Here is a 23,709-nt window from a genome sequence, read left to right as displayed (position 1 = left end):
TAGAACCTCGGGGGACGCCTCTCACGGTAAACCGCCAGGGCCATCCCTCCGCTGAAAACGACTATATAGTAATACTAATTACCCAACAACACTTCCAAATAGGCAAATTTACGCTTATGTTACGCATCAGCTCGAACAATATAGTCATACAATAAGAGAATCGATCATGTCTGATAAGAAACCCACCCTGCGCTCCGCCTCATGGTTTGGCACTGCCGACAAGAACGGCTTCATGTACCGCAGCTGGATGAAGAATCAGGGCATCGCCGACCACCAGTTCCATGGCAAGCCGATCATCGGCATCTGCAACACCTGGTCGGAACTGACCCCGTGCAACGCGCATTTCCGCCAGATTGCCGAGCACGTCAAACGCGGGGTGATCGAGGCCGGGGGCTTCCCGGTGGAATTCCCGGTGTTCTCCAATGGCGAATCCAACCTGCGCCCCACCGCCATGCTCACCCGCAACCTGGCGAGCATGGATGTCGAGGAAGCGATTCGCGGCAATCCGATTGATGGCGTGGTGCTGCTGACCGGTTGCGACAAAACCACCCCGGCACTGCTGATGGGCGCGGCCAGTTGCGACGTGCCGGCCATCGTCGTCACCGGCGGGCCGATGCTCAACGGCAAGCACAAGGGCAAGGACATTGGCTCCGGCACCGTGGTCTGGCAGCTCAGCGAGCAAGTGAAAGCCGGCACCATTACTATCGATGATTTCCTCGCGGCCGAGGGCGGCATGTCCCGTTCGGCCGGCACCTGCAACACCATGGGCACGGCCTCCACCATGGCCTGCATGGCTGAAGCCCTGGGCACGTCCCTGCCCCACAACGCGGCAATTCCGGCGGTGGACGCACGTCGTTACGTGCTGGCGCACATGTCCGGCATGCGTGCGGTGGAGATGGTTCGCGAAGACTTGAAACTGTCGAAGATCCTGACCAAGGAAGCCTTCGAAAACGCCATTCGAGTGAACGCGGCGATTGGCGGCTCGACCAATGCGGTGATCCACCTTAAAGCCATCGCCGGGCGCATCGGCGTGGAGCTGGATCTGGACGACTGGACCCGCATGGGTCGCGGCATGCCGACCATCGTCGACCTGCAACCGTCCGGGCGCTTCCTGATGGAAGAGTTTTACTACGCCGGTGGTTTGCCAGCGGTATTGCGTCGCCTGGGCGAAGCCAACCTGATCCCCCATCCGAACGCCCTGACCGTCAACGGCAAGTCGATCGGCGAGAACACCAAGGACGCACCGATCTATGGCGAAGACGAAGTGATCCGCACCCTCGACAACCCGATCCGTGCCGACGGCGGCATTTGCGTGTTGCGCGGCAACCTGGCGCCATTGGGTGCCGTGCTCAAGCCGTCCGCCGCCACGCCGGAACTGATGCAGCACCGTGGCCGTGCGGTGGTGTTCGAGAACTTCGACATGTACAAGGCGCGCATCAACGATCCGGAACTGGATGTCGATGCCCACTCGATCCTGGTGATGAAAAACTGCGGGCCCAAGGGTTATCCGGGCATGGCCGAAGTCGGCAACATGGGCCTTCCAGCCAAGCTGCTGGCCCAGGGCGTGACCGACATGGTGCGCATTTCCGATGCACGCATGAGCGGCACGGCTTACGGCACCGTGGTTCTGCACGTGGCGCCGGAAGCGGCGGCTGGCGGACCTTTGGCAGCGGTGAAAGAAGGCGACTGGATCGAACTCGACTGCGCCAGCGGCCGCCTGCACCTGGACATCCCGGATGCCGAACTGGCCGCGCGCATGGCCGACCTGCAACCGCCGCAGCAATTGCTGGTGGGGGGTTATCGCCAGCTGTACATCGACCACGTACTGCAGGCGGACCAGGGTTGCGACTTCGACTTCCTGGTCGGTTGCCGTGGGGCTGAAGTGCCCCGCCACTCTCACTGATTGCACAAAACCCTGTGGGAGCGGGCTTGCTCGCGAACGCGGTGTTTCAGTCGATGCATGTGTTGGCTGACACACCGCGTTCGCGAGCAAGCCCGCTCCCACATTTGCCTTCCACCCGCCTCAAGAATGCGCCGTGCCTGTTATCATGGCCGGCATCCCCCCGCACAGGACCGCGCCGTTCCCCATGGATTACCGCAAACCCTCCGATCGCAAAAGCATGCACTCGCGCATCGTCCAGGAACTGGGCATGCAGATCGTCTCCGGACGCTTCCTGCCTGACGACAAACTGCCCGCCGAAGCCCTGTTGTGCGAAGAATATGCGGTCAGCCGGCCGGTCTTGCGTGAAGCCACCCGGGTACTGGTCGCCAAGGGCCTGGTGTATTCCCGTCCGCGAGTCGGCACGGTGGTCAAGCCACGCAAGGACTGGCACATGCTGGATCCGGACGTGCTGCACTGGCTGATGCAAAGCAGCCCGCAGAATGAATTCTTCGATCTGCTGACCAGCGTGCGCAGCATCATCGAACCGGCCGCCGCCGCCCTGGCCGCGCAGTTCGCCACCGAGGCGGATATTGCCTTCATCGGCGAAGCCTACCAACGCATGGAAGCCGCGCCGACCCCGGAAGCCCTGCTGCAACCGGACCTGGACTTCCACAGCCGGATCGCCGATGCCACCCACAACGACCTGTTGGCCAACCTGTGCAACATGCTGTCTGTGGCGATTGCCGAAGCCTTGAAACATTCCAACCAGCGCCCAAACCTGCATGAACTGGCGCTGCCACGGCACAAGGCGATTCTCACGGCGATCGAAAATCGTGATGCACTGGGGGCGCGGCATGCGACGCTGGTGCAGCTGGATGATGCGCGAAGCGCGTTGAATGTGGTGCTGGGTAGCGATCCATCATAAAAGCAAAGTCAAAAGATCGCAGCCTTCGGCAGCTCCTACAGTTGGCAGTGTGTCCCCCTGTAGGAGCTGCCGAAGGCTGCGATCTTTTTATCTTGACCCCATAAAAAAGCCGCAACCCTGAGGTTGCGGCTTTTGTGTTTCTGATCGCGGATCAGTGGGCAAACAACGAATTACCCTTCTGCCCCGCCAGTTTCTCCGGCTTGATCAGGAACCGTGCCAGCGCTGGCAGCAGCCACAACGCACCGAACATGTTCCACAGCAACATGAAGGTCAGCATCAGGCCCATGTCGGCCTGGAACTTGATGGCCGAGAAAATCCAGGTGCACACGCCGATGGCCAGGCACAGGCCGGTGAACAATACGGCTTTACCGGTGGACTTCAGCGTCTGGTAGTAAGCCTCTTGCAGTGGCAGACCGGCACGCAGGAAGCTTTCCAGGCGACTGTAGATGTAGATGCCGTAGTCCACGCCAATCCCTACGCCCAATGCCACCACCGGCAGGGTCGCGACTTTCACGCCGATGCCCATGAAGGCCATCAGGGCGTTACCCAGAACCGAGGTCAGCACCAGCGGCAGCACAATGCACAGGGTCGCCGCCCAGGAGCGGAAGGTGATCATGCACATGACCGCCACGCAGATGTACACCAGGATCAGGATGGTCAGTTCGGACTTCTTGATCACCTCATTGGTGGCCGCCTCGATACCGGCGTTACCGGCCGCGAGGATGAACTCCAGGCCTTCCTTGTTGTTTTCCCTGGCGAATTCCTGCACCGCGTGAACCGCACGGTCCAGGGTTTCAGCCTTGTGATCGTTAAGGAACACCAGCACCGGCGCCAGCGAGCAGTTGTTGTTGTACAGGCCATCGGCGCGGGCGATGGAGTTGTTCAACACGTCCGGGTTACGCGACAGGGTTTCCCACTTCAGGTTGCCCTCGTTCATGCCCTTGATCATTTGCTTGGACACGGTCACCAGGGAAATCGCCGACTGCACGCCCTCGGTGTTCTGCATCTTCCACATCAGCTCGTCGATCGGCCCCATGGCTTCGTATCGCGAGCAGCCCTCGGATTTAGTCTTGACCATCACCACCAACACATCGGAACTGGTGGAGTAGTTGCTGATGATGAAATTGTTGTCCTTGTTGTAGCGCGAGTCCGGACGCAACTCCGGCGCACCCTGGTCGAGGTCGCCGATCTTCAGGTTCTGGCTGTACCAGAGGCCGCCGCCAAAGGCGATCAGGGCCAGCAGGATCGAGACGGGGGCGACTTTCGCGCTGGCAAAGTTCGACAGCAGGCGCCAGAACGGGTGTTCGCGGGTCGCATCTTTCTTGCTGCGGGCCACGGCGCGCTTGCTGATGCCGACGTAGGAAATCGCCACCGGCAGCAGGATCAGGTTGGTGAACACGATCACCGCCACGCCGATGGACGCGCCGATGGCCAGCTCACGGATCACGCCGATGTCGATGATCAGCAGCGTGATGAAACCCACCGCATCGGCGAGGATCGCGATCATCCCCGGCAGGAACAATTGCCGGAAGGTGCGCCGTGCCGCCGTCAGGGCGTTGTCCGCTTCACTGGATTGCAGGGCGATACCGTTGATTTTCTGTACGCCATGGGAGATGCCGATGGCGAAGATCAGGAACGGCACCAGCATCGAATAGGGATCCAGCCCGAACCCGAAGAAGTGCATCAAGCCCAGCTGCCAGACTACCGCCACCAGCGTGGTGCTCAACACCGCCACCGTGCTGCGCAGGCAGTTGGTGAACCACAGCAGCAGGATCAGGGTGATGACGAAGGCGATACCGAAGAACATCACCACCATCACCAGGCCATCGATCAGGTCACCGACCTTCTTGGCGAAACCGACGATATGGATCTTGACGTTGGGATTCTGTTTTTCGAACTTGTCCCGGATCTTTTCTTCAAGATCGTGGGAGAACTTGCGGTAGTCCAGCGCCAGCAGCTTGCCCTGGTCCTGCGGGTCCGGGTAGGACTCCAGCAGCGGGATGTCGACGATGCTCGACTTGAAGTCGTTGGCCACCAGCCGCCCGATCTGTCCGGACTTGAGTACGTTGTTGCGCAACATGTCGAGGCTTTGCTGCGAACCGTTGTAGCTCTGCGGAATTACCTCGCCGCCGGCGAAGCCCTCCTCCGTCACTTCGGTCCAGCGCACGCTCGGGCTCCACAGCGACTTCAGGCCGGAACGGTCGACGCCGGAGATGTAGAACACCTCGTCGTTGATCTGGCGCAGGGTCTCCATGTATTCCTTGGAGAAAATGTCGCCGTCGGTGGCTTCCACGGAAATCCGTACGGTGTTGCCCAGGTTCGCCAGATCGTTACGGTGCTCCATCATCTTCTGAATGAAGGGATGTTCCAGCGGGATCATTTTTTCGAAACTGGTGGACGGCCGGATCAGCGTCGCCTGCCAGAACAGGAAAATGCTGACCAGCAGGCAGATCGTGATCACCGCCGGCCGGTTGTTGAAGATCAGGCGCTCAAGAAACGTCGCCTTGTCCTGATGATGAGTGCTCAAGGAAGTCATAGCTGCGCCTTCTTATTATTAACCTGGCTCATTTACCCAACTCTGCGCCGTTTGGCGATGTGGCGCGAACGCCGCCCTGCCCACCCAGAATCAGATTGCCATTTCCCGCGCCGACCACCGACGAGATGGAGATACGGTCTCGACGGTTGAAGACGCTGAAGGTTTCGCCGTTGTCACTGCTGCTGATCACCGAACCACCGTTGCCGACGATCACGATGGAACCATCGTCGAGTAACGTGCCACCGGACAGCCCGAACTCCAGGGCGCCGCGTTCAGCCTTGAGCTTGATGGGTTCCCAGGTACTGCCGAAGTCGGTGGAACGGAAAAGATTACCGCGCAGGCCATAGGCCAGGAGGGTATTGGGTTGAGCCGTGCCGATCACACCGAACAGGGAGCCTTCGTACGGGCCTTCGAGTTTCTCCCAGGTCTGGCCCCAGTCGGCGGAACGGAACATGCTGCCCTGCTCGCCGACGATGAACAGCCCGGCATCCTTGACCGCGGTGATCGCGTTGAGGTGGTACTGGTCTTCGTTGTCCAGCCGGTCGCTGACATCTTCCCAGTTTTTTCCACCATCGGTGGTGGCCATCAACGCGCCGTAAGCGCCCACGGCAAAGCCGCTGTTGGCGTCCTGAAACCAGACGTCGAGCAGCGGCGATTCGCGTTTGAGGTCTTCAAACTGTTTGGTCCAGGTGACGCCACCGTCCTCGCTGGCGAGGATCTGTGCGTCATGGCCGACGGCCCAGCCGCGCTTGTCATCGACAAAGAACACCGAGGTCAGCAGTTGCCGGGTTGGCACCTTGGCCTGGGTCCAGGTCGCGCCCTGGTCATCGGAATACAGAACGTGCCCGCGATCCCCGACCGCCACCAGACGCTTGCCTGCGTGCACGACATCGAGGACCAGGCTTTTGCTGGCCTTGGCCGATTCAACGGAATAAACAACGTCGGATGCCGGCGCGTCAGCCGCCAGCACAGGTGCCGACCACACGGCACAGCCCACCAGCGAGAGCGCTGTAGCCAGCAACGCGAGTTTGCGTAATGCCGGCGGGCGGCAGATACCCACACCCATGACAGGCTCACTCATAGACCTTCCCTCATTATTATTGTTAGGCCATTCAACCTTTCAGGGCGCCGCCAGGGTGCATGTCGGGATGGCCTGTTCCAGAGCATAGTCCTGAAACCCGCAATCCAGAGCCCCTTCGGAAGCTGGCTTATCCTATCGGTGTTTTTCGACAGCTGACAATCGACGGCACGTTATGTTTTGTTAACCGGAGGGGGTATGAGGGGATGCTGAATGATGGGGTATTTGTTGGGGTGATTGGGCTTTGAAAGGTTGGTGTCTATTCCCGTTTCTGCGGAAACGGCCACCCAGGGTTTCGACTTTGCGGCGAGTCACTTGACAACCGGCCTGATTTTCGCGGTTGTACCCAATTCCCTGTGGGAGCGGGCTTGCTCGCGAAGGACGTCAACGATAACGCGCCCTGCCTGAATGGACGCGTTGCCGGGTCGTTGTTCGCGAGCGAGCTCCTACAATTGGACATCCTACATTCGTTAAATCAGGACGGCTGTCTGACCGCCTTCGCGAGCAAGCCCGCTCCCACATTCGAATGGGGCAAGAGACTGGATCGGCTATGCAGTCGTTATCGCTGGCAAGCCATCTTCCACGAGATCCGGGTAGACACCCGTGGAAGCGGGAACCCGATCAGGCCAGGCTTTTGCTGACCACTTCAAACACATCGCTGGACAGCTGCCCCGAAGCCCGAATCCGCTCCAGTTCGCCTTTCATCAACGCCTGACGCGCATCGTCATACTTGCGCCAGCGTGTCAGCGGGGCCAACTGCCGGGAAGCAATCTGCGGATTGAACCCGTTCAGCTCGATCACCAGATCCGCCAGGAAGCGATACCCGGAACCATCCGCCGCATGGAAGTTGATCAGGTTCTGCCCGGCAAACGCACCGACCAGCGCCCGCACCTTGTTCGGGTTCTTGATGTTGAACGCAGGATGCTGCATCAACGCCTTGACCCGCTCCAGGCCACCCGGCAAGACACTGCCGGCCTGGACACTGAACCACTGATCCATGACCAGCGGGTTGTCGCTGAAGTGCGCGGCGAAGCTGGCCAGGGCCTTGGCTTTGGGCTCTTCGAACGGCGAGTTGACCAGCACCGCGAGCGCGGTCAGGCGCTCGGTCATGTTGTCGCAGGCATCGAACTGCTCAAGCGTCGCCGCGAGGACTTCCGGTTTGCCGCTGAGCATCAGGTACGACAGCGCGATGTTCTGCAAGGCACGACGGGCGAAGTGTTCGGCCTCGGCCACGTACGGAGTCCGCTTCGACAGGTCGCGATTGGCCTGATAACGCAGCCACAGGCCTTCGAACAGGGCGTCGGCCAGTTGCTTGCGGGCAAACTCGCGGGCGGTGTGAATGGCTTCGACGTCCGCCACGTCGCTGATTTCGGTCAGGTACGCTTCGCTCGGCAGCGAGAGCATTTCGGCGACCATCGCCTGGTCCAGCGACTCATCGGACAGCACGGTACGCAAAGCCGACACCAGGCGCTGATCCAGCACCAGCGCTTCGCCCTTCTGCTGCTGGGCGATCAGTTCCTGCAATACCTGCACCGACAATTGCTGGCCGGCGTCCCAGCGATTGAAGCCATCGCTGTCGTGCTGCATCAGGAACATCAACTGGTCGCGGTTGTACGGGAAGCTCAGTTTCACCGGTGCCGAGAAGCCACGCAGCAGCGAAGGCAGCGGTTGTTCGGCGATGTCGACGAAGGTGAAGGTCTGCTCGGCCTCGGTCACCGAGATCACCCGGGTCGTGCCCTGGGCGCTGTCTTCACCGGCCAGACGCAGGGCAATCTCACCCCCCTTGCTGTCGAGCAGGCCGAGTTCGACCGGAATCACGAACGGCAGCTTCTCTACCTTGTCCGGAGTTTGCGGGCAGCTTTGACGGAACGTCAGGCTGTAGGTTTTCGCCGTCGCGTCATAGGACTCGCTGACCACCAGGCGTGGCGTGCCGGCCTGGCTGTACCAGCGTTTGAACTGGGTCAGGTCGACGCCATTGGCATCTTCCATGGCCTTGATGAAGTCATCGCAGGTCACGGCCTGGCCGTCATGGCGCTCAAAATACAGGTCGCTGCCTTTACGGAAGCCTTCGGCGCCGAGCAAGGTGTGGATCATGCCGACCACTTCCGAGCCCTTTTCGTACACGGTCAGGGTGTAGAAGTTGGAAATCTCGATGAAGCTGTCCGGGCGCACCGCGTGGGCCATGGGGCCGGCGTCTTCGGCGAACTGGTGGGTGCGCAGGTAGGCGACGTCCTGGATGCGCTTGACCGTGGCCGAGTTCATGTCGGCGGAGAAATGCGAATCGCGGAATACGGTGAAGCCTTCCTTGAGCGACAGCTGGAACCAGTCGCGGCAGGTCACGCGGTTGCCCGACCAGTTGTGGAAGTACTCGTGGGCAACGATGGCTTCGACCCGCTGGTGCGCGGCGTCGGTGGCGGTCTCGGCCTTGGCCAGCACGGCGCTGGAGTTGAAGATGTTGAGGCCCTTGTTCTCCATCGCGCCCATGTTGAAGTCGTTCACGGCGACGATCATGAAGATGTCCAGGTCGTACTCGCGACCGTACACCTCTTCGTCCCAGCGCATGGATTTCTTCAGGCTGTTCATCGCGTGCTGGCACTTGTCGATGTTTTCCGGCTCGACATAAATGCGCAATGCCACGACGCGATCGGTCATGGTGGTGAAGGTGTCTTCTACGCACCACAAGTCACCGGCCACCAGTGCGAACAGATAGGCCGGCTTCTTGAACGGGTCTTCCCAGGTCGCCCAGTGCCGGCCGTCTTCGCCGGGACCGGAAGCAATCGGGTTGCCGTTGGACAGCAGCACCGGATAGCTGTGTTGTTCCGCGACCACGGTGGTGGTGAAGGTGCTCATCACGTCCGGGCGGTCGAGGTAGTAGGTGATCTTGCGGAAGCCTTCGGCTTCGCACTGGGTGCAGAACATCGTGCCGGACTTGTAAAGGCCTTCCAGCGCGGTGTTGGTTTCCGGGTGGATGCGCACGCTGGTGTCGACCGTGAAGCTCGTGCTGGCCGGGTGCAACGTCAGGTGGTTCTCGGTCAGCTGGTAGTCGGCGTCCGTCAGTTCTCGATCGGCCAGGGTCACGGACAGCAGGTCGAGCTGCTGACCGTCCAGCACCAGCGGCGGCAGGCCCGGGCCACGCTCGGGGTTGCGGCGCATCACCAGTTGCGCATGGACCAGGCTGTGGTCCTCGAACAACTCGAAGGTCAGGTGCGTTTCGTCGATCAGGTACTCGGGCGCCTGATAGTCCTTGAGGTAGATCATCTTCGGTTGTTCGGTGCGCATGCTGGAGTCCTTACTGATGCACGGCGAGCTGGTAGGCCGTGTATTTACGAATGTTGATCACGCCGGTATCGAAGATCAGGTATTGGCCCTTGATCCCCATCAGCGTGCCTTCGGCAATCGGCTGCTTGTCCAGGTTGAAGCTGACAATCTTGGCCGGGTATTGCTCGACCGGGTAACGGATTTCGAGCGGTTCGACATCGGCAATGGTCTGGATCGCCTGCAAGCCGAATCGTTCCTGTAAACCTTGCAGGCCTTCGGCGCAGCTGTCGAACAGGCGGTCGCGAACCTCGGCGAGGTCCACCGACGCCGCTTCGCCCTTGAGCAAGGCCCGCCAGTTGGTCTTGTCGGCGACCTGGCTACGGAACAAATCTTCGACGAATCCAGACTGCTGGCGGGTTGAGACGCGCATGATCGGCAGCGCCTGACGCGCACCCTGATCGATCCAGCGGGTCGGCAGCTGGGTGGCGCGGGTGATACCGACTTTCACCCCGGATGAATTCGACAGGTAGACAATGTGATCAGTCATGCAGAACGTCTGGCCCCACTCCGGCTCCCGGCAGGTGCCGGCGTCGAAATGGCAGCGTTCCGGGCTCATGATGCACACGTCACACTGGGCCAGCTTGGTCATGCACGGGTAGCAGTAACCCTGGCTGAAACTGGTTTTGGTCTTGCGTCCGCAATGGGTGCAATGGATCGCCCCCAGGTATTCCAGTCGCACCGTAGTGCCGATCAACGGATTGACCGGAACCTCGGTGTCGCCCAGACGAAATGCGTACTGCACGTTCGGCCCGTCCAGGCGCGCCGACATTTTACTGATTGCACCGCGGCCAATCTCGATCAATGGATGGCATCCGACTTGAACAGGATATTCGGCACCTGGATCGACTTGGAGCTGCACTCCTGCGGGCCCATGTAGCCGGTGCGCTCTTCCTCGGGCAGGTTCTGGATTTCCCAGGCGATCATCGCTTGCAGCGACAGTTCGCGTTGCTCGGCGGTGAGTTTGCCACCGTCCGACCATTTACCGATTTCCACCGCCAGTTTCAGGCTCTGGTAGATGTCCGGGGTGATGTTCTTGATCATTTCGTTAAAAGAGGACATTGGGTCTCCGCGTTCTCTATCTGCATAACTGTTTCAGGCGGCCAGTTTACGGCGGTTGTACAAACCACCCAACAAACCGGTCAAGCATCCGACGAGCAACCCGCTGACATGGGCCGCGTTGGCAATTTCTCCGAAGCCGATCATCGAGACCAGCCCGGACAGGCACAGCAACAGCCAGACCAGCATCATCACCAACACGCCACGAGGCAGGCGATAAGCGGCGTTCGGCGCCAATAACTGGAAGATCCAGCAATGTCCGAGCAAGCCGTACAGCACGCCGGACAACCCGCCGAACAGGGTCGGGCCACTGAACAGGTATTGGGTGTAGTTGGAGGCCAGGCTGAACAGCAAGGTCAAACCGATCAGGTTGATGCTGCCCTGGCGCGACTCGATGCGCCGCCCCAGCTCCCAATACCACATGCCGTTCATGGCCAGGTGCAGGATGCCGAAGTGAATCAGCATCGGCGTGATCAGTCGCCACCACTGCCCCGCCGCCAGGCTGTCGGCCAGGGGGGTGAAGTGGATGTATTCGCCGACGATGCGAAAATCGAGGAAGGTCAGCCAATGCATCGTGGCCAGGTTGTCACCCAACTGCGTCAGCGCGCCGACCAGCAGGCTCAGCACCAGCACCACCGCTGTCGCTTTGGCATGGCGAACCTGCTCGACGAAGCCTGGCCGACGCCGGGTTTGTGCCACCGGTATATCCAGTTGCTGATCGGGATCGCCCGCCGGGAAACGCTGGTACAAGGCACGCACGTCTTCGCTGATGTTGTCCGGCACCCACAGCACCTGCTCGCCCGCCTCTTCGCTGACCCGATGCGGCACCTGCATGCGCTGCAGCAACTTGACGAAACCGCTCAAGTCCACGGCGAGCGGCAGCCGCAATACCGCGACAGTACTCATTGCAAGATCTCTCTCATTGCAAAACCTCTGGCCGTTCGACATCGACCCAGACGAATTTATGCGGATCGAGCCGCGTTTCCTGATCCAGGCGATAGGCAACCAGTTTTCCGTAGAGCACGGCGCTGTAATCGAGGCACGCCAGGTTCGGACGAATCGGCACCGGTTTGCCGCTGCGCCAGTAATGGCCGACGAACAGCAACGGTTCGTCGATGCCATAACGCAACAGGTTGTTTTTTTCACTGGACGACAGCGGCGTCCGCGCCACCGGATCGGGCAGCGCGTCGGGCTGGAACACGATGTCGCCGTAGGTTTGCGGGTCGTCTTCCCAGAACTTGGTGCGGAAGAACGAACGGGTCAGGCCATCGCCGCTGGTCATGGTCAGGCCATGGGGCAGGCGCATGTCGGTGCCGCGCAGCAGGCGGTCGAACACGGTGCAGGCAAAAGTGCCCGGCAGCGCCGATTCCTGAAGGAAATGCTCGTCGACGCAGCCATTGGGGAACAATGCACGCAGCGGTTCGATCAGGCCGGCGTCCCAGCACGCATGGACCACGCGGAAGCGCCCGGCATCGACGAACAGCGGCAGCTCATAGAACCATTGCTGGAAGTCATGCCAGTCACCGGGGTGATGCTCGAACTGGGTCAGGGTTTCATGCAGCAAACGGGCATGACGCGGCGTGTGTTCGCGCACGAATTGCTTGCCGCTGCCGGGCAATGCCGGCGTGACCCAGCCCAGGGCGTTGAATTCATGGTTGCCCATGATGCACAGCGCCTGACCGGCCTCGACCATGTCGTGGACGATGTGCAGCGCCTCGCGAATCCGCGGGCCGCGGTCGATGATGTCGCCGACGAACACCGCCATGCGCGAGGCATGGCGCCAGACGCCCCCTTGTTTGTGATAACCGAGCCGGTCGAGCAAATGCTCAAGGGTCAGAGCGCAACCGTGCACGTCACCGATCAGGTCGTAGCTACGCGCGGGATCGAGCATCAGTCGCCTCCACCACCCAAGCGGCTGCCCCAGCCGAGCTTGGTCCGGCAGACTTCATAATAGTTGTGGTCGAGCGGATGGATCAGCCGCAACTTCTGGGCTTTCTTGCTGACGGTGATGGTGTCGCCGGGCGCGCAGGTGAAGTGGTTCTGCCCGTCACACGAGACTTGCGGGTAAATCTGCATATCCTTGGACACGACGATTTTCAGCTCACTGTTGCCATCGACCACAATCGGCCTGCCCGACAAGGTATGGGGGTACATCGGCACAATTACAATGGCGTCGAGCTTGGGGTGCATGATCGGGCCACCCGCCGACAGCGCATAAGCGGTGGAACCGGTCGGTGTCGCCACGATCAGGCCGTCGGCCTTCTGGCTGCAGACGAACTGGCCGTCGATGTACAGCTCGAACTCGATCATCCGCGTGGATTTGCCGGGGTGCAGCACCACATCGTTCAGCGCATCGCCCTGGCCGATGGCCTCGGCATGGCGACGGACTTCGGCTTGCAAGAGAAAGCGGTTTTCCACCAGATAGTGGCCGTCGAGCACTTCGGCGACCTTGATTTCCAGCTCGTCGGGGCGGATATCGGTCAGGAAACCCAGGCTGCCACGGTTGATGCCGAGCACCGGAATGTTGTGCCTGGCCAGCGCACGGGCGGCGCCAAGCAGGCTGCCGTCTCCGCCAACCACAATCACCATGTCACAGACTTCGCCGAGCATCTTGCGCGACGATGTCTGCAGGCCGTGGCCCGGCAGCACTTCGGCGATGGTGTCTTCGAGGATCACGTGCAGGTGACGATCGAGCAGAAACCGTTTCAGTCGGCGGACGGTATCCAGCACCTGAGAACTGCCCAGGCGTCCGATGATGCCGATATTACGAAATTGCTCCATGGGGCTCCTAATTGGCACGCGGGGGCCTGCGACGGCGAAAAGCACGATTATGGGCGAAAGCCCCGGATAGACAAAATCCTTTCAGCGCCAGGGATGTACTCCTGTTAGAGGCTATGCTCGCAAGATGATCCTATTTCCAGAGTTGCTGCAATTGCCCCACCAGTTGCGCCACCCCGAAGTGCGCGACCTGGCGTGGGTCATCCTGGCGCCGCCGATGCTGGGCGACACGCCGTGGCCGCAGCGCCATCCGCTGGCCGGCAGCGACTGGGTACAGGCGCCGGAACGCCTGGAACACTGGCTGCGCCGGCTGGACCAGGACAGCTACGGCCTGCTGCACTGGCTGGCGCAGGCCCGGACCCGGCGCCTGGGCCTGTATTACGAGCGCCTCTGGCAATTTGCCGTCGAACACGCACCGGGCATCGAACTGATTGCCGCCAACATGCCGATCCGCCGCGAAGGCCATACCCTGGGCGAACTGGACATGTTGCTGCGCGATCGCGACGGCGTGCATCACCTGGAACTGGCGATCAAGCTGTACCTGGGCCCGCAGAATGGCGATGGGCGCGACACGGCGCAGTGGCTCGGCCCCGGTTGCCACGACCGGCTGGACCGCAAACTGGCGCATCTGAGCCAGCATCAACTGCCGATTTCCGCGCGCCCGGAGAGCCGGGAAGTCCTGGCGGCGCTGGACATCCAGCAATTCAGTGCGCATTTGTGGCTGGGGGGCTACCTGCTTTATCCCTGGCCGGGGCAAGCGGCGCCGCCGCGTGGCGCGCATCAGCAACATTTGCGCGGTCGCTGGCTGCATCAAAAGGATTGGGACGAATTTGTCAGGCAAAGCCCGCCCGGCCGCTGGCAACCCCTGCCCCGCCACGCGTGGCTGGCACCGGCGCACTACCCCGCCGAACAAGCCTGGAGCACCGGGCAATTGCAGGCGTGGCTGGAGGAGTTGTCACCCTTGGCACCGGCGCAATTGCTGGTGCGGCTGACGGAGAATGCCGAGGGCGATTGGGAAGAAGCCGAGCGCTTGTTTCTGGTGGCGGATCTTTGGCCGGACGTGCCGGGGCAGGGTTGAGATTTTGTGGTGACTGGGCGTGCCCCTTCGCGAGCAAGCCCGCTCCCACAGGGAAATGCATTCAAATGTGGGAGCGGGCTTGCTCGCGAAGGGGCCGACCCGGTCTAGAGGGATAACCGCAAAGCCAAAGCCGCCAGCGTCACCAGCAACACCGGCACCGTCAACACAATCCCGACCTTGAAGTAATACCCCCAGCCAATATGAATGCTCTTGCGCTCCAGCACATGCAACCACAGCAACGTCGCCAGGCTGCCGATCGGGGTGATTTTCGGCCCCAGGTCGCTGCCGATGACGTTGGCGTAGATCATCGCCTCCTTCACCACGCCCGTGGCCTGGCTGGCATCGATGGACAACAGGCCGATCAGCACCGTCGGCAGATTGTTCATGATCGATGACAGCAGTGCCGTCAGCACCCCGGTGCCCAGCGCCGCGCCCCACACGCCGTATTCGGCGAAGCCGTTCAGCCACCCTGCCAGGTAACCGGTGAGCCCGGCGTTACGCAGGCCGTAGACCACCAGATACATGCCCAGGGAGAAAATCACGATGTGCCACGGCGCTTCTTTCATGACTTTGCGCGTGGAAATCCTGTGGCCACGGGCAGCGATGGCCAACAGCAAGGCTGCGCAGACCGCCGAGATCGCACTGATCGGAATGCCCAGCGGCTCCAGGGCAAAACAGCCGAGCAACAGAATCACCAGCACTGCCCAACCGGCGTAAAACGTCGCCTTGTCGTGGATCGCCGACGCGGGGTGCTCCAGTTGCTCCGGGTCATAGTCCCGGGGAATGTCCCGCCGGAAAAACCACATCAACATCGCCAGGGTCGCGGCCACGCTCACCAGGTTGACCGGGATCATCACCGCGGCGTAGCGGTTGAAACCAATGTTGAAGAAGTCCGCGGAAACGATGTTCACCAGGTTCGACACCACCAGCGGCAGGCTCGCCGTGTCGGCAATGAACCCGGCGCCCATGACGAACGCCAGGGTCGCCGCCTTGGAAAAACGCAAGGCCAGGAGCATGGAGATCACGATGGGTGTCAGGATCAGTGCCGCGCCATCGTTGGCGAACAGCGCCGACACCAGCGCTCCGAGCAGCACCATGTAGGCGAACAACTGCCGTCCGCTGCCTCGCCCCCAACGGGCCACATGCAGCGCGGCCCAGGCAAACAGCCCCGCCTCGTCCAGCAACAGGCTGATGATGATCAGTGCGACAAAGGTGCCGGTGGCGTTCCAGATGATCTGCCACACCAGCGGGATGTCCGCCAGGTGCACGACGCCAAAGATCAGCGCCAGCACCGCGCCGAGGACCGCGCTCCAGCCCACGCCGAGGCCTTTGGGTTGCCAGATCACCAGGGTGATGGTCAACAGGAAAATCAGGGACGCTGCCAGCATGAATGTTCGGCCTTACGGGAATGAAAGAGGATCAGCAGCAGCGTACCGGTCGGTCCGCCATCGCTTGCAGGCGCGCCAGATCGGCGCCGAGCCATTCGAGGTTGGCCGCCAAGGCTTCGTGCAACAGGTTGGTGACCCAAGGTGATAACTGGGGGTGCAACCGGTAATACACCCATTGCCCCTGACGACGGTCTGCCAACAGCCCATGGCTGCGCAATTGCGCCAGGTGACGGGAGATTTTCGGTTGGCTCAGGCCCAGCGCGCAGGTCAGCTCGCAGACACAGAGTTCCCCTTCGCGAGCGATCAGCAGCGCCACTCGACTGCGGGTGTCATCGGCCAGGGCCTTGAAAATATCGACGGGACTGCGCGAATCGGACATGAAGAAGCACGCCTCGGAACAAACGAGGCGTGAATATATGGAATTTCGAATATGCAGTAAAGCGCTGCCTCACACCTTCTTGTGCTGCTCTACCCATTGTCCGTAGGCATCAATGAATTTCTGCAGGAAAGGCCGCACCGACCCGGACAACTGGCCGCCCTCGTCAAACGCCGAACCGGCGCCGCCCAGGTAGGCTTCCGGCTGCTGCATCATCGGCACGTCGAGAAATACCATGGACTGGCGCAGGTGATGGTTGGCCCCGAATCCACCGACCGCACCCGGCGAAACACTGATCACCGCCCCTGGCTTGCCGCTCCAGGCGCTCTTGCCGTACGGACGCGAACCCACGTCGATGGCGTTCTTCATCGGGGCCGGCACCGAGCGGTTATATTCCGGGGTCACGAACAGCACTGCGTCGGATGAGCTCACTTGTTGTCGGAAAGTGCTGTAGGCTGCCGGCGGTGAAGCACCATCAATGTCTTCGTTGTAGAGCGGCAGGTCGCCGATTTCGACAATGTTCAGCTTGAGATTGGCCGGCGCCAGTGCCGCCAGCGCAAGCGCGACCTTGCGATTGATCGATTCTTTGCGCAGGCTGCCGACCACTACGGCGACGGTATAGACATTGCTCATGGGAAACGCTCGTTTGTCCGTGGGTGAAGCTAGTAGTTATAGATGATCAGGCGACGGTTCAACCATTGAACACAGGTATATCCGCGTCCTGATTATTTTTTTTATGCAGGAAAACTTACCGTGCTTGATGGCGGTCTACACAGCCGCAAATCAAGCGTTTTATCTCCAGAGGTTCTAAGCAGATGGCAGCAGTACTCGTCGGTCAGTTCCATGCAAGAGACGCGGAAGGCCGCATTTATTCCGTGCATGAGTTCCAGGAATCCACCCCGTCTGCAGACGGCGTGCCTGTCATCACGTACAAGCTGGCTATTGGCGACCGCGTCAACAAACTCGATGACAACGAATTCCAGCTGGTGCAAACCGGCGTCACGCTGACCCGCGAACCGGAAACGATCGTCGCTTCATAACGCCGCGTTATGAGCGGAAGTCATATGCACAGACTTGGGTTAGGATTCAGCCACTGACTCCTTCACCTGCTGAACATGGACTTCACGCATGCGTTTACGCCATATCGAAGTGATCCAGGCGCTCCTGCAGACCGGTCACCTGGGCACCGCCGCCGAATGGCTGCAGTTGCCCGTGACCGAGGTCGAACGCATTTTGCGTGAAACCGAGGATCAGTTGGGGTTCATGCTGTTCTCCAGCGTGCGCGGGCGTTTGCAGGCCACCCGTGAGGCGCGGGAGTTACAGGTTGAAATTGCCCGCGTCTACGACGCACTCGAACCGGTGCAGCGCCTGGCCAGCAGCCTGCGGCAATACCTGGCCCCGCCACTGCGCATCATCTGCACCCCGCCCCTGGCCCAGCAACTCTTGCCGCACAGCATCGCCGCGTTGCGTCGACGCCTGCCTGATGCGCCCTGCACCCTCCTGAGCCAACCCACCCGCGACATCGTCAGAAGCCTGTTGCTGCGCGAAAGCGACGTGGGCCTGAGCCTGCACGATCCGGATCGCGCCGAGATCGACTGCCAGGCGATTGCCCACGGCAAGCTGCAACTGCTCGCCCCCCACGGCTGGCTACAACCGAAACAGAAGTACATCTCGCTGCAGGACCTGGCCGGCCAGGCGATGGTCGGCCTCGAAGGCCATGACCCGCTCAGCCCGGCCCTGGAGCACAAACTGCACGCCCTGCGCCCGGCGCCGGTCATCCAGACCCGGGTCCAGACGCACCAGATGATGCGCAGCATGGTCGAGGCTGGCGAGGGTCTGGCGATCGTCGATCCTTTCACTGCCCTCGGCGCCAAAGCCGCCGGGCTCGATGCCTGCCCATTGGCCCCGGCGGTGCCGGTCAGTGTCTATGCCCTGAGACTGAAAAACGGCGCGCCCTCGCCCGCCGTCCAGACCCTGCTGGAAATCATTACGGAACAAGCCGTGGCGATGATGGCGAACTGATCGGACTTTCCAGCGGGTTATCGAACACTCGATACCAGAACAGCGCCACCTCGGCGGTATTGGGGTCGATGGCGCGATAGCGCATGTGATCGATACCGCCGATCACATAGCCGCAACGCTCATAGAGCCGGCACGCGCCCAGGTTGTTGTTCTGGGTTTCCAGCATGATGCCCGGCAGCTTTTTCTTGCGACTCCAGAACTGCGCCACATCCAGCAACGCCTTGGCCACGCCATGGCGTCGCGCCGGGGCATGCACCGCCAGCTCGTCGATATGGGCAAAACCGTTCCAGTTGGTGCTGATCACCAGGTGCCCCACCGGCTCGTCGTCCAGCCAGGCCATGAAAATCGCACTGTCGGCAGCGTCGCGAAAACTGCTGAATTCTTCAGGATCGATGCCATAGCATTTACGGTAAGGCGTGATCGGCGTGACCGTCCACTGCTCCACTGGCTGGCCTATTTCGGGGGCACCGTAGGCCGTCACTTCAAAACTGAAATCGCTGCCCCAGATGTAGGCGGCAAAGCCTTCGTCGGCAACGCGCACCGACAATCCCGGGTAATTCGGATTCATGACAGGTTGCATACTGGGAAAGGTCCTCATTCCTTGATGCAATCGACGGTGTAATGCCGTCCATTGCCCTCATCTTCGTGTTGCAAGCCGTGCACATCGGCGACGAACCCCGGGAAACTGCTATCGAACGTGCGAGCAAACGCCAGGTAGTCGATGATCGAGCGGGTCGACTCGGTAAAACGCTCGCCAGGCATGATCAACGGGATACCCGGCGGATACGGCACCAGCATCACGGCCGCGATACGCCCCTCCAGCGCATCAATGGATACCGCTTCGACTTCGCCACGCACCAATTGATCATAGGCGTCAGCCGGCTTCATGGCGATTTCCGGCAGCACCGTGTACATGCGCTTGAGGTGTTTGGCCGTGGCATTGGCGCGATAGCAGGCGTGCAGCTGGTCGCACAGATCGCGCAGGCCCATGCCCTGATAACGCGCGACATTCTGTTGCGCCACGCACGGCAGGCAGCTTGCCAGGCTGACGTTGGCGTCATAGCTGCGCTTGAATTCCAGCAGCTCGGTGAGCAAGGTGCTCCATTTGCCCTTGGTGATGCCCATGGAGAACAGCACCAAAAACGAATACAGCCCGGTTTTTTCCACCACCAGCCCGCGTTCCCAGAGGAACTTGCTGACGACCGCCGCCGGGATTCCGCGCTCGCTGAGCGCACCGCCTGCTGTCAGGCCTGGCATCACCAGGGTGACCTTGATCGGGTCGAGTAATACGTAATCGTCTGTCACACCGCCAAAGCCGTGCCAGTCATGTTCCGGTTGCAGCAGCCAGTCCTCGGTCACCACCCGGTCGATCCCTTCCGCCGACGGCGGCTGCCAAATGGAAAACCACCAGTCATCGGCGGCGATGTGCTGACGCAGATTGGCCAGTGCCCGGCGAAAGCTCAGGGCTTCATCGAACATTTCCTGCAACAGCGAACGCCCGGCCCCGCCTTCCATCATCGCCGACGCCACGTCCAGCGAGGCGATGATGCCGTATTGCGGCGACGTGGAGATGTGCATCATGAAGGCTTCGTTGAAGCGATCACGGTCCAGCTGCCGGGCGCCGCCGTCCTGCACGTGAATCATCGACGCCTGGCTGAAGGCCGCCAGCAACTTGTGGGTGGAATGGGTGGTGAACACCAGCGGGCTGTCTTCGCTGCGCGCCGTGCCCATGCCGTAGCGTCCGGCGAAAAACTCGTGAAACGCCGCATAGGCGTACCACGCCTCATCGAAATGCAGCACCTCGACACTGTTGCCCAGTTGCTGCTTGATCAGCTCGGCGTTGTAGCAGAGGCCGTCATAGGTCGAATTGGTCACCACCGCCAGCTTGACCTTGGGCGCCCGGCCCTGGGTCAGCGGGCTGGCGTCGATCTTGGCGCGGATCGACTCCAAGCTGAATTCACTCAGGGGAATCGGACCGATGATCCCCAGTTCATTGCGCTCCGGGCACAGGTACAACGGGATGGCGCCGGTCATGATGATCGAGTGCAGCACTGACTTGTGGCAGTTGCGATCCACCAGCACCAGGTCATCGCGTGCCACCATGGAGTGCCAGACGATCTTGTTCGCGGTCGAGGTGCCGTTGATCACGAAGAACGTGTGGTCGGCGCCGAAGTTGCGCGCCGCCCGGGCTTCGGCTTCTGCCAGCGGCCCGGTGTGATCGAGCAACGAACCGAGTTCGGGCACCGACACCGACAGGTCCGATCGCAGGGTGTTTTCCCCAAAGAACTGGTGGAAGGCCTGACCCACCGGGCTTTTGTGATAGGCCACGCCCCCGCCATGACCGGGGGTGTGCCAGGAATAGTTGGAATCTGCGGTGTGCTGCACCAGCGCCTTGAAGAACGGCGGCAGCAGCCCGTCCAGGTACTTGCGCGCCGCCCGCGCCACCTGCCGGGCGAGAAAGGGCACAGTGTCTTCGAACAGGTAGAGAATGCCGCGCAGCTGATTGAGCTCGGCCATGGCGTCGGCGGGTGCGTTTTCCAGGGTCACTTGCTCGCCGAGGGCGAAGATCGGCAAGTCCGGGGCGCGCACGCGCGCGAGGCCGATCAATTCAGCCATATTCTGCAACAAATGCGAGTGGGCGCTGGCGTCTTCGGCGGCGATCAACATGCAGGAGAGACCGTGATGCGTCGAGGCGACCAGGCGCCCTTCGGTGTAATCCACCGCCGAAACGATGCTGAAACCTTCCTGTTCCAGCTCCCGGGCGATGCCCCGCACGCGATCGCCGGCGACGGTGTCGGCCTTGATGTCGCGGTGGACGATCAGGACCGGGAATTTCAGATCTTTATACATGTGGCTCAGTGTCCTGAGGCGGCAGAACAGAGCCTGCCAATCACCTCAGGGTAGAGGGTTGAAGCGGATGTGGCGAGCATCGTGCCCCGAAATGGGTCATCGGTGCGCCAAAGAGATCGCAGCCTCGTTTCACTCGACAGCTCCTACACAGCTCCTACAGGTATTCGCATTCCCCTGTAGGAGCTGTCGAGTGAAACGAGGCTGCGATCTTTCCCAAACGACCTAAACCTGCGCTTCAGCCTCGGCCAATTGCAACCACAGCGCCGGAGCCCCGGCCGACTTGCTGATGATTTCCAGGCGCGCCGCGTGCCGCGCCAGATCGTCTTCGCTGGCGTGAATGATGCGGGTGCGGTTGCGGTCCGCCGGCAGGCGACGAATTTCGGTGGCCGAGTTGTCCGCGCCTTCACCGGAGCCGTTGCCATCGGACGCGTTGCCGGCCAGGGACAGGCTGGTCTGGCCGCCGGTCATGGTCAGGTAGACGTCGGCGAGGATCTCGGAGTCGAGCAAGGCGCCGTGCAATTCACGGCCGGAGTTGTCGACGCCATAGCGTTTGCACAGGGCGTCGAGGCTGTTGCGCTGCCCCGGGTGACGTTCCCGGGCCATCATCAGGGTGTCGAGGATCGAGCAGTGCTGCGTGATGTCCGCGCGATCGTGCTGGCCCATCAGCGCGAATTCGTTGTTGATGAAACCAACGTCGAACGCCGCGTTATGGATGATCAGCTGCGCGCCCTTGATGAACTCGAAGAATTCTTCGGCCACCTCGGCGAAACGCGGCTTGCCCACCAGGAATTCATTGGTGATGCCGTGGACGCCGATGGCGCCTTCGTCACTTTCGCGGTCCGGTTGCAGGTAAACGTGAAAATGCCGGCCCGTCAGGCGCCGACCGATCAACTCGACACAGCCGATTTCGATAATCCGGTGGCCGTCGGTCACCGGCATGCCGGTGGTTTCGGTATCGAGTACAACGGATCTGGTGGCCATCAGTGCTCAGCTCTCAATCATTCAGTCGTGCAAAAAGCGGAATGTTAACACGCCCCCTGTAGGAGCTGCCGAGTGCAACGAGGCTGCGATCTTTTGTTTTTGAGTGGACAAAGATCAAAAGATCGCAGCCTGCGGCAGCTCCTACAATCCGCGCACTTCATCCACGCCACGGTTGGCCAACTGGTCGGCCCGTTCGTTGCCATGGTGGCCGATGTGCCCGCGCACCCACTTCCAGGTGACGTTGTGACGGTTGACCTGCTCGTCGAGCATCTTCCACAGGTCGGCGTTTTTCACCGGTTCCTTCGCCGCCGTTTTCCAGCCGCGCTTTTTCCAGTTGTCCATCCACTCGTTGATGCCCTTCATCACATACTGTGAGTCGGTCACCAGCAGTACGTCGCATGGGCGCTTGAGTTCTTCCAGGCCGCGGATCGCGCCCATCAGCTCCATGCGATTGTTGGTGGTGTTGGCTTCGCCGCCCCAGAGTTCCTTTTCAACGCCCTTGCACACCAGCAACGCGCCCCAGCCGCCGGGGCCAGGGTTGCCCTTGCAGGCGCCATCGGTGAACAGTTCTACGCTATCGCTCATGCCAATCTATCCAGAAAAATGCCGTGGCTCATCGATCCATGATCGACGACGCCCGAGACCGGGGCACAACCCCGGCCGGGAATATAAAGAAGGTATTACGGTTCGATGCGGCGACGGTTGACCTTGGCCATCGGCAAGGGAATCAGCTTGCCCATCGGTTCGCGACGCTCCTGACGGACCGGCCGCAGGCCCACCACGATCTTGCGCGCCACCAATAAATAGAAACCGCCACCGGCCAGTTGCCAGTCACCGGCCTTGCGCTCCCATCCGGCCAGGCGGGTTTGCCAGGCCGGGGAAGCGAGCGGCGGACGATAGCACCCGAAGCGCCGTTTCTCCAGCGCGAAGCCCAGCAGGTTCAGCCAGTCGGCCACCCGCGACGGGGAAATGCAGCGCGCCTTGCGCAATGCGTCATGGGCAAACACGTGACGCAGGCCCCAGCTGCTCCAGGGATTGATCCCGATGATCACCAGATGCCCGCCAGGCCGCACGCTGCTCGCGGCTTCCCGTAGCAGGCCGTGGGGCGACAGGCAGAAATCCAGTCCATGCTGCAACACCACCACATCGGCGGCATGCTCGCTCAACGGCCAGGCTTGTTCCTCGCAGACAATCTCGACCCCTGGCAACGGTGCCCCCAGGCGCACATTGCGCTGGACCTGCGGCGCCGGCGGCGGCGTCTGGGCCGACGGGCCGTAGTGCACCAGATAGCCGCCAAAAAAACGACCCAGCTCTTCCTCGAGCATGCGTCGTTCCTCATCCAGCAAAAACTGCCCGAGAGGGCCGGACAGCCACTCCCGCGCAGCGCTGATCAACGCCAGCCAGTCAGGATCAGCCTGAGCGAACGCTTTATCGGTCATTG

At 61.3% G+C, this 23,709-nt stretch carries 21 protein-coding genes; 5 read left to right on the top strand and 16 right to left on the bottom strand.

All coding sequences use genetic code 11. The annotated features are described in order from the left end of the window. Positions 1 to 166 precede the first annotated feature (166 nt). Positions 167 to 1,903, top strand: coding sequence for an IlvD/Edd family dehydratase (locus F8N66_RS03960; protein ID WP_150768921.1), 1,737 nt, complete (start codon positions 167 to 169; stop codon positions 1,901 to 1,903). A 184-nt stretch (positions 1,904 to 2,087) separates the two neighbouring features. Beyond that, entirely contained in the window at positions 2,088 to 2,807 is a 720-nt protein-coding gene (locus F8N66_RS03955; protein WP_150769223.1) for a FadR/GntR family transcriptional regulator, read from the top strand. A 151-nt stretch (positions 2,808 to 2,958) separates the two neighbouring features. Here F8N66_RS03955 and F8N66_RS03950 read toward each other — a convergent pair whose 3' ends face one another. The 8 genes from F8N66_RS03950 to F8N66_RS03915 all read right to left on the bottom strand — a co-directional run bounded on the left by F8N66_RS03950 (position 2,959) and on the right by F8N66_RS03915 (position 13,576). Beyond that, complete coding sequence (locus F8N66_RS03950; protein ID WP_150768920.1) at positions 2,959 to 5,343, bottom strand: efflux RND transporter permease subunit; 2,385 nt, start codon at positions 5,341 to 5,343, stop codon at positions 2,959 to 2,961. Positions 5,344 to 5,371: 28 nt separating this feature from the next. Next, entirely contained in the window at positions 5,372 to 6,424 is a 1,053-nt protein-coding gene (locus tag F8N66_RS03945) for a WD40/YVTN/BNR-like repeat-containing protein (RefSeq protein ID WP_150768919.1), read from the bottom strand. Positions 6,425 to 7,042: 618 nt separating this feature from the next. Then, positions 7,043 to 9,700 carry an aminopeptidase N gene (gene pepN, locus F8N66_RS03940; RefSeq protein ID WP_150768918.1) on the bottom strand — a complete coding sequence of 886 codons (2,658 nt, stop codon included), beginning with the start codon at positions 9,698 to 9,700 and terminating at the stop codon, positions 7,043 to 7,045. A 10-nt stretch (positions 9,701 to 9,710) separates the two neighbouring features. After that, entirely contained in the window at positions 9,711 to 10,541 is an 831-nt protein-coding gene (locus F8N66_RS03935; RefSeq protein ID WP_150768917.1) for a DUF2797 domain-containing protein, read from the bottom strand. After that, a complete protein-coding gene (locus F8N66_RS03930; protein ID WP_056855543.1) occupies positions 10,538 to 10,798 on the bottom strand; it encodes a YeaC family protein in 261 nt (86 codons plus the stop codon). The genes F8N66_RS03935 and F8N66_RS03930 overlap by 4 nt, the downstream gene beginning before the upstream one ends. 33 nt (positions 10,799 to 10,831) lie before the next feature. Further along, entirely contained in the window at positions 10,832 to 11,701 is an 870-nt protein-coding gene (locus tag F8N66_RS03925) for a rhomboid family intramembrane serine protease (protein ID WP_150768916.1), read from the bottom strand. 13 nt (positions 11,702 to 11,714) lie between these two features. After that, complete coding sequence (locus tag F8N66_RS03920) at positions 11,715 to 12,686, bottom strand: metallophosphoesterase (RefSeq protein WP_150768915.1); 972 nt, start codon at positions 12,684 to 12,686, stop codon at positions 11,715 to 11,717. Next, on the bottom strand, positions 12,686 to 13,576 hold the full coding sequence (locus F8N66_RS03915) for an NAD(+) kinase (RefSeq protein WP_065261120.1): 891 nt from the start codon (positions 13,574 to 13,576) through the stop codon (positions 12,686 to 12,688). The genes F8N66_RS03920 and F8N66_RS03915 overlap by 1 nt, the downstream gene beginning before the upstream one ends. Positions 13,577 to 13,700: 124 nt before the next feature. Here F8N66_RS03915 and F8N66_RS03910 point away from each other — a divergent pair, with 124 nt between their 5' ends. After that, entirely contained in the window at positions 13,701 to 14,651 is a 951-nt protein-coding gene (locus F8N66_RS03910; protein WP_150768914.1) for a DUF1853 family protein, read from the top strand. 104 nt (positions 14,652 to 14,755) lie between these two features. On the opposite strand, the gene F8N66_RS03905 is transcribed toward F8N66_RS03910, so the two are convergent. From F8N66_RS03905 to F8N66_RS03895, 3 genes are all read right to left on the bottom strand, one after another. Beyond that, positions 14,756 to 16,039: an arsenic transporter gene (locus F8N66_RS03905; protein ID WP_150768913.1), complete on the bottom strand. Its 1,284-nt coding sequence runs from the start codon at positions 16,037 to 16,039 to the stop codon at positions 14,756 to 14,758. A 31-nt stretch (positions 16,040 to 16,070) separates the two neighbouring features. Beyond that, positions 16,071 to 16,418: a metalloregulator ArsR/SmtB family transcription factor gene (locus tag F8N66_RS03900; RefSeq protein WP_150768912.1), complete on the bottom strand. Its 348-nt coding sequence runs from the start codon at positions 16,416 to 16,418 to the stop codon at positions 16,071 to 16,073. A gap of 69 nt (positions 16,419 to 16,487) precedes the next feature. After that, positions 16,488 to 17,048 carry an NADPH-dependent FMN reductase gene (locus F8N66_RS03895; RefSeq protein WP_150768911.1) on the bottom strand — a complete coding sequence of 187 codons (561 nt, stop codon included), beginning with the start codon at positions 17,046 to 17,048 and terminating at the stop codon, positions 16,488 to 16,490. A gap of 182 nt (positions 17,049 to 17,230) precedes the next feature. On the opposite strand from F8N66_RS03895, the gene F8N66_RS03890 reads away from it, so the two are divergent. Both F8N66_RS03890 and F8N66_RS03885 read left to right on the top strand, forming a co-directional pair. Then, positions 17,231 to 17,455, top strand: a complete 225-nt coding sequence (locus F8N66_RS03890) for a hypothetical protein (RefSeq protein ID WP_150768910.1) — start codon at positions 17,231 to 17,233, stop codon at positions 17,453 to 17,455. A gap of 88 nt (positions 17,456 to 17,543) precedes the next feature. Next, entirely contained in the window at positions 17,544 to 18,437 is an 894-nt protein-coding gene (locus tag F8N66_RS03885) for a LysR substrate-binding domain-containing protein (RefSeq protein WP_150768909.1), read from the top strand. On the opposite strand, the gene F8N66_RS03880 is transcribed toward F8N66_RS03885, so the two are convergent. From F8N66_RS03880 to F8N66_RS03860, 5 genes are all read right to left on the bottom strand, one after another. Further along, positions 18,403 to 19,017, bottom strand: a complete 615-nt coding sequence (locus F8N66_RS03880) for a GNAT family N-acetyltransferase (protein ID WP_150768908.1) — start codon at positions 19,015 to 19,017, stop codon at positions 18,403 to 18,405. The two genes, F8N66_RS03885 and F8N66_RS03880, sit on opposite strands and share 35 nt — an antisense overlap. A 14-nt stretch (positions 19,018 to 19,031) precedes the next feature. Next, complete coding sequence (locus F8N66_RS03875; protein ID WP_150768907.1) at positions 19,032 to 21,287, bottom strand: Orn/Lys/Arg decarboxylase N-terminal domain-containing protein; 2,256 nt, start codon at positions 21,285 to 21,287, stop codon at positions 19,032 to 19,034. Between the two features lie 222 nt (positions 21,288 to 21,509). After that, positions 21,510 to 22,268 carry a DNA polymerase III subunit epsilon gene (gene dnaQ / locus F8N66_RS03870; protein WP_150768906.1) on the bottom strand — a complete coding sequence of 253 codons (759 nt, stop codon included), beginning with the start codon at positions 22,266 to 22,268 and terminating at the stop codon, positions 21,510 to 21,512. A gap of 141 nt (positions 22,269 to 22,409) precedes the next feature. Further along, positions 22,410 to 22,853 (bottom strand): ribonuclease HI, encoded by a 444-nt coding sequence (rnhA, locus tag F8N66_RS03865; protein ID WP_150768905.1) that lies wholly within the window; start codon positions 22,851 to 22,853, stop codon positions 22,410 to 22,412. Between the two features lie 95 nt (positions 22,854 to 22,948). Further along, positions 22,949 to 23,707: a methyltransferase domain-containing protein gene (locus F8N66_RS03860; RefSeq protein ID WP_150768904.1), complete on the bottom strand. Its 759-nt coding sequence runs from the start codon at positions 23,705 to 23,707 to the stop codon at positions 22,949 to 22,951. Between the last annotated feature and the right edge of the window lie 2 nt (positions 23,708 to 23,709).

This window comes from Pseudomonas fluorescens (genome assembly GCF_902498195.1).
In the GTDB taxonomy this organism is placed as follows: Bacteria; Pseudomonadota; Gammaproteobacteria; order Pseudomonadales; family Pseudomonadaceae; genus Aquipseudomonas; species Aquipseudomonas fluorescens_BU.
The sequence above is the reverse complement of the archived record's forward strand: the minus strand, read 5'-3'. Positions and strand labels throughout refer to the sequence as shown.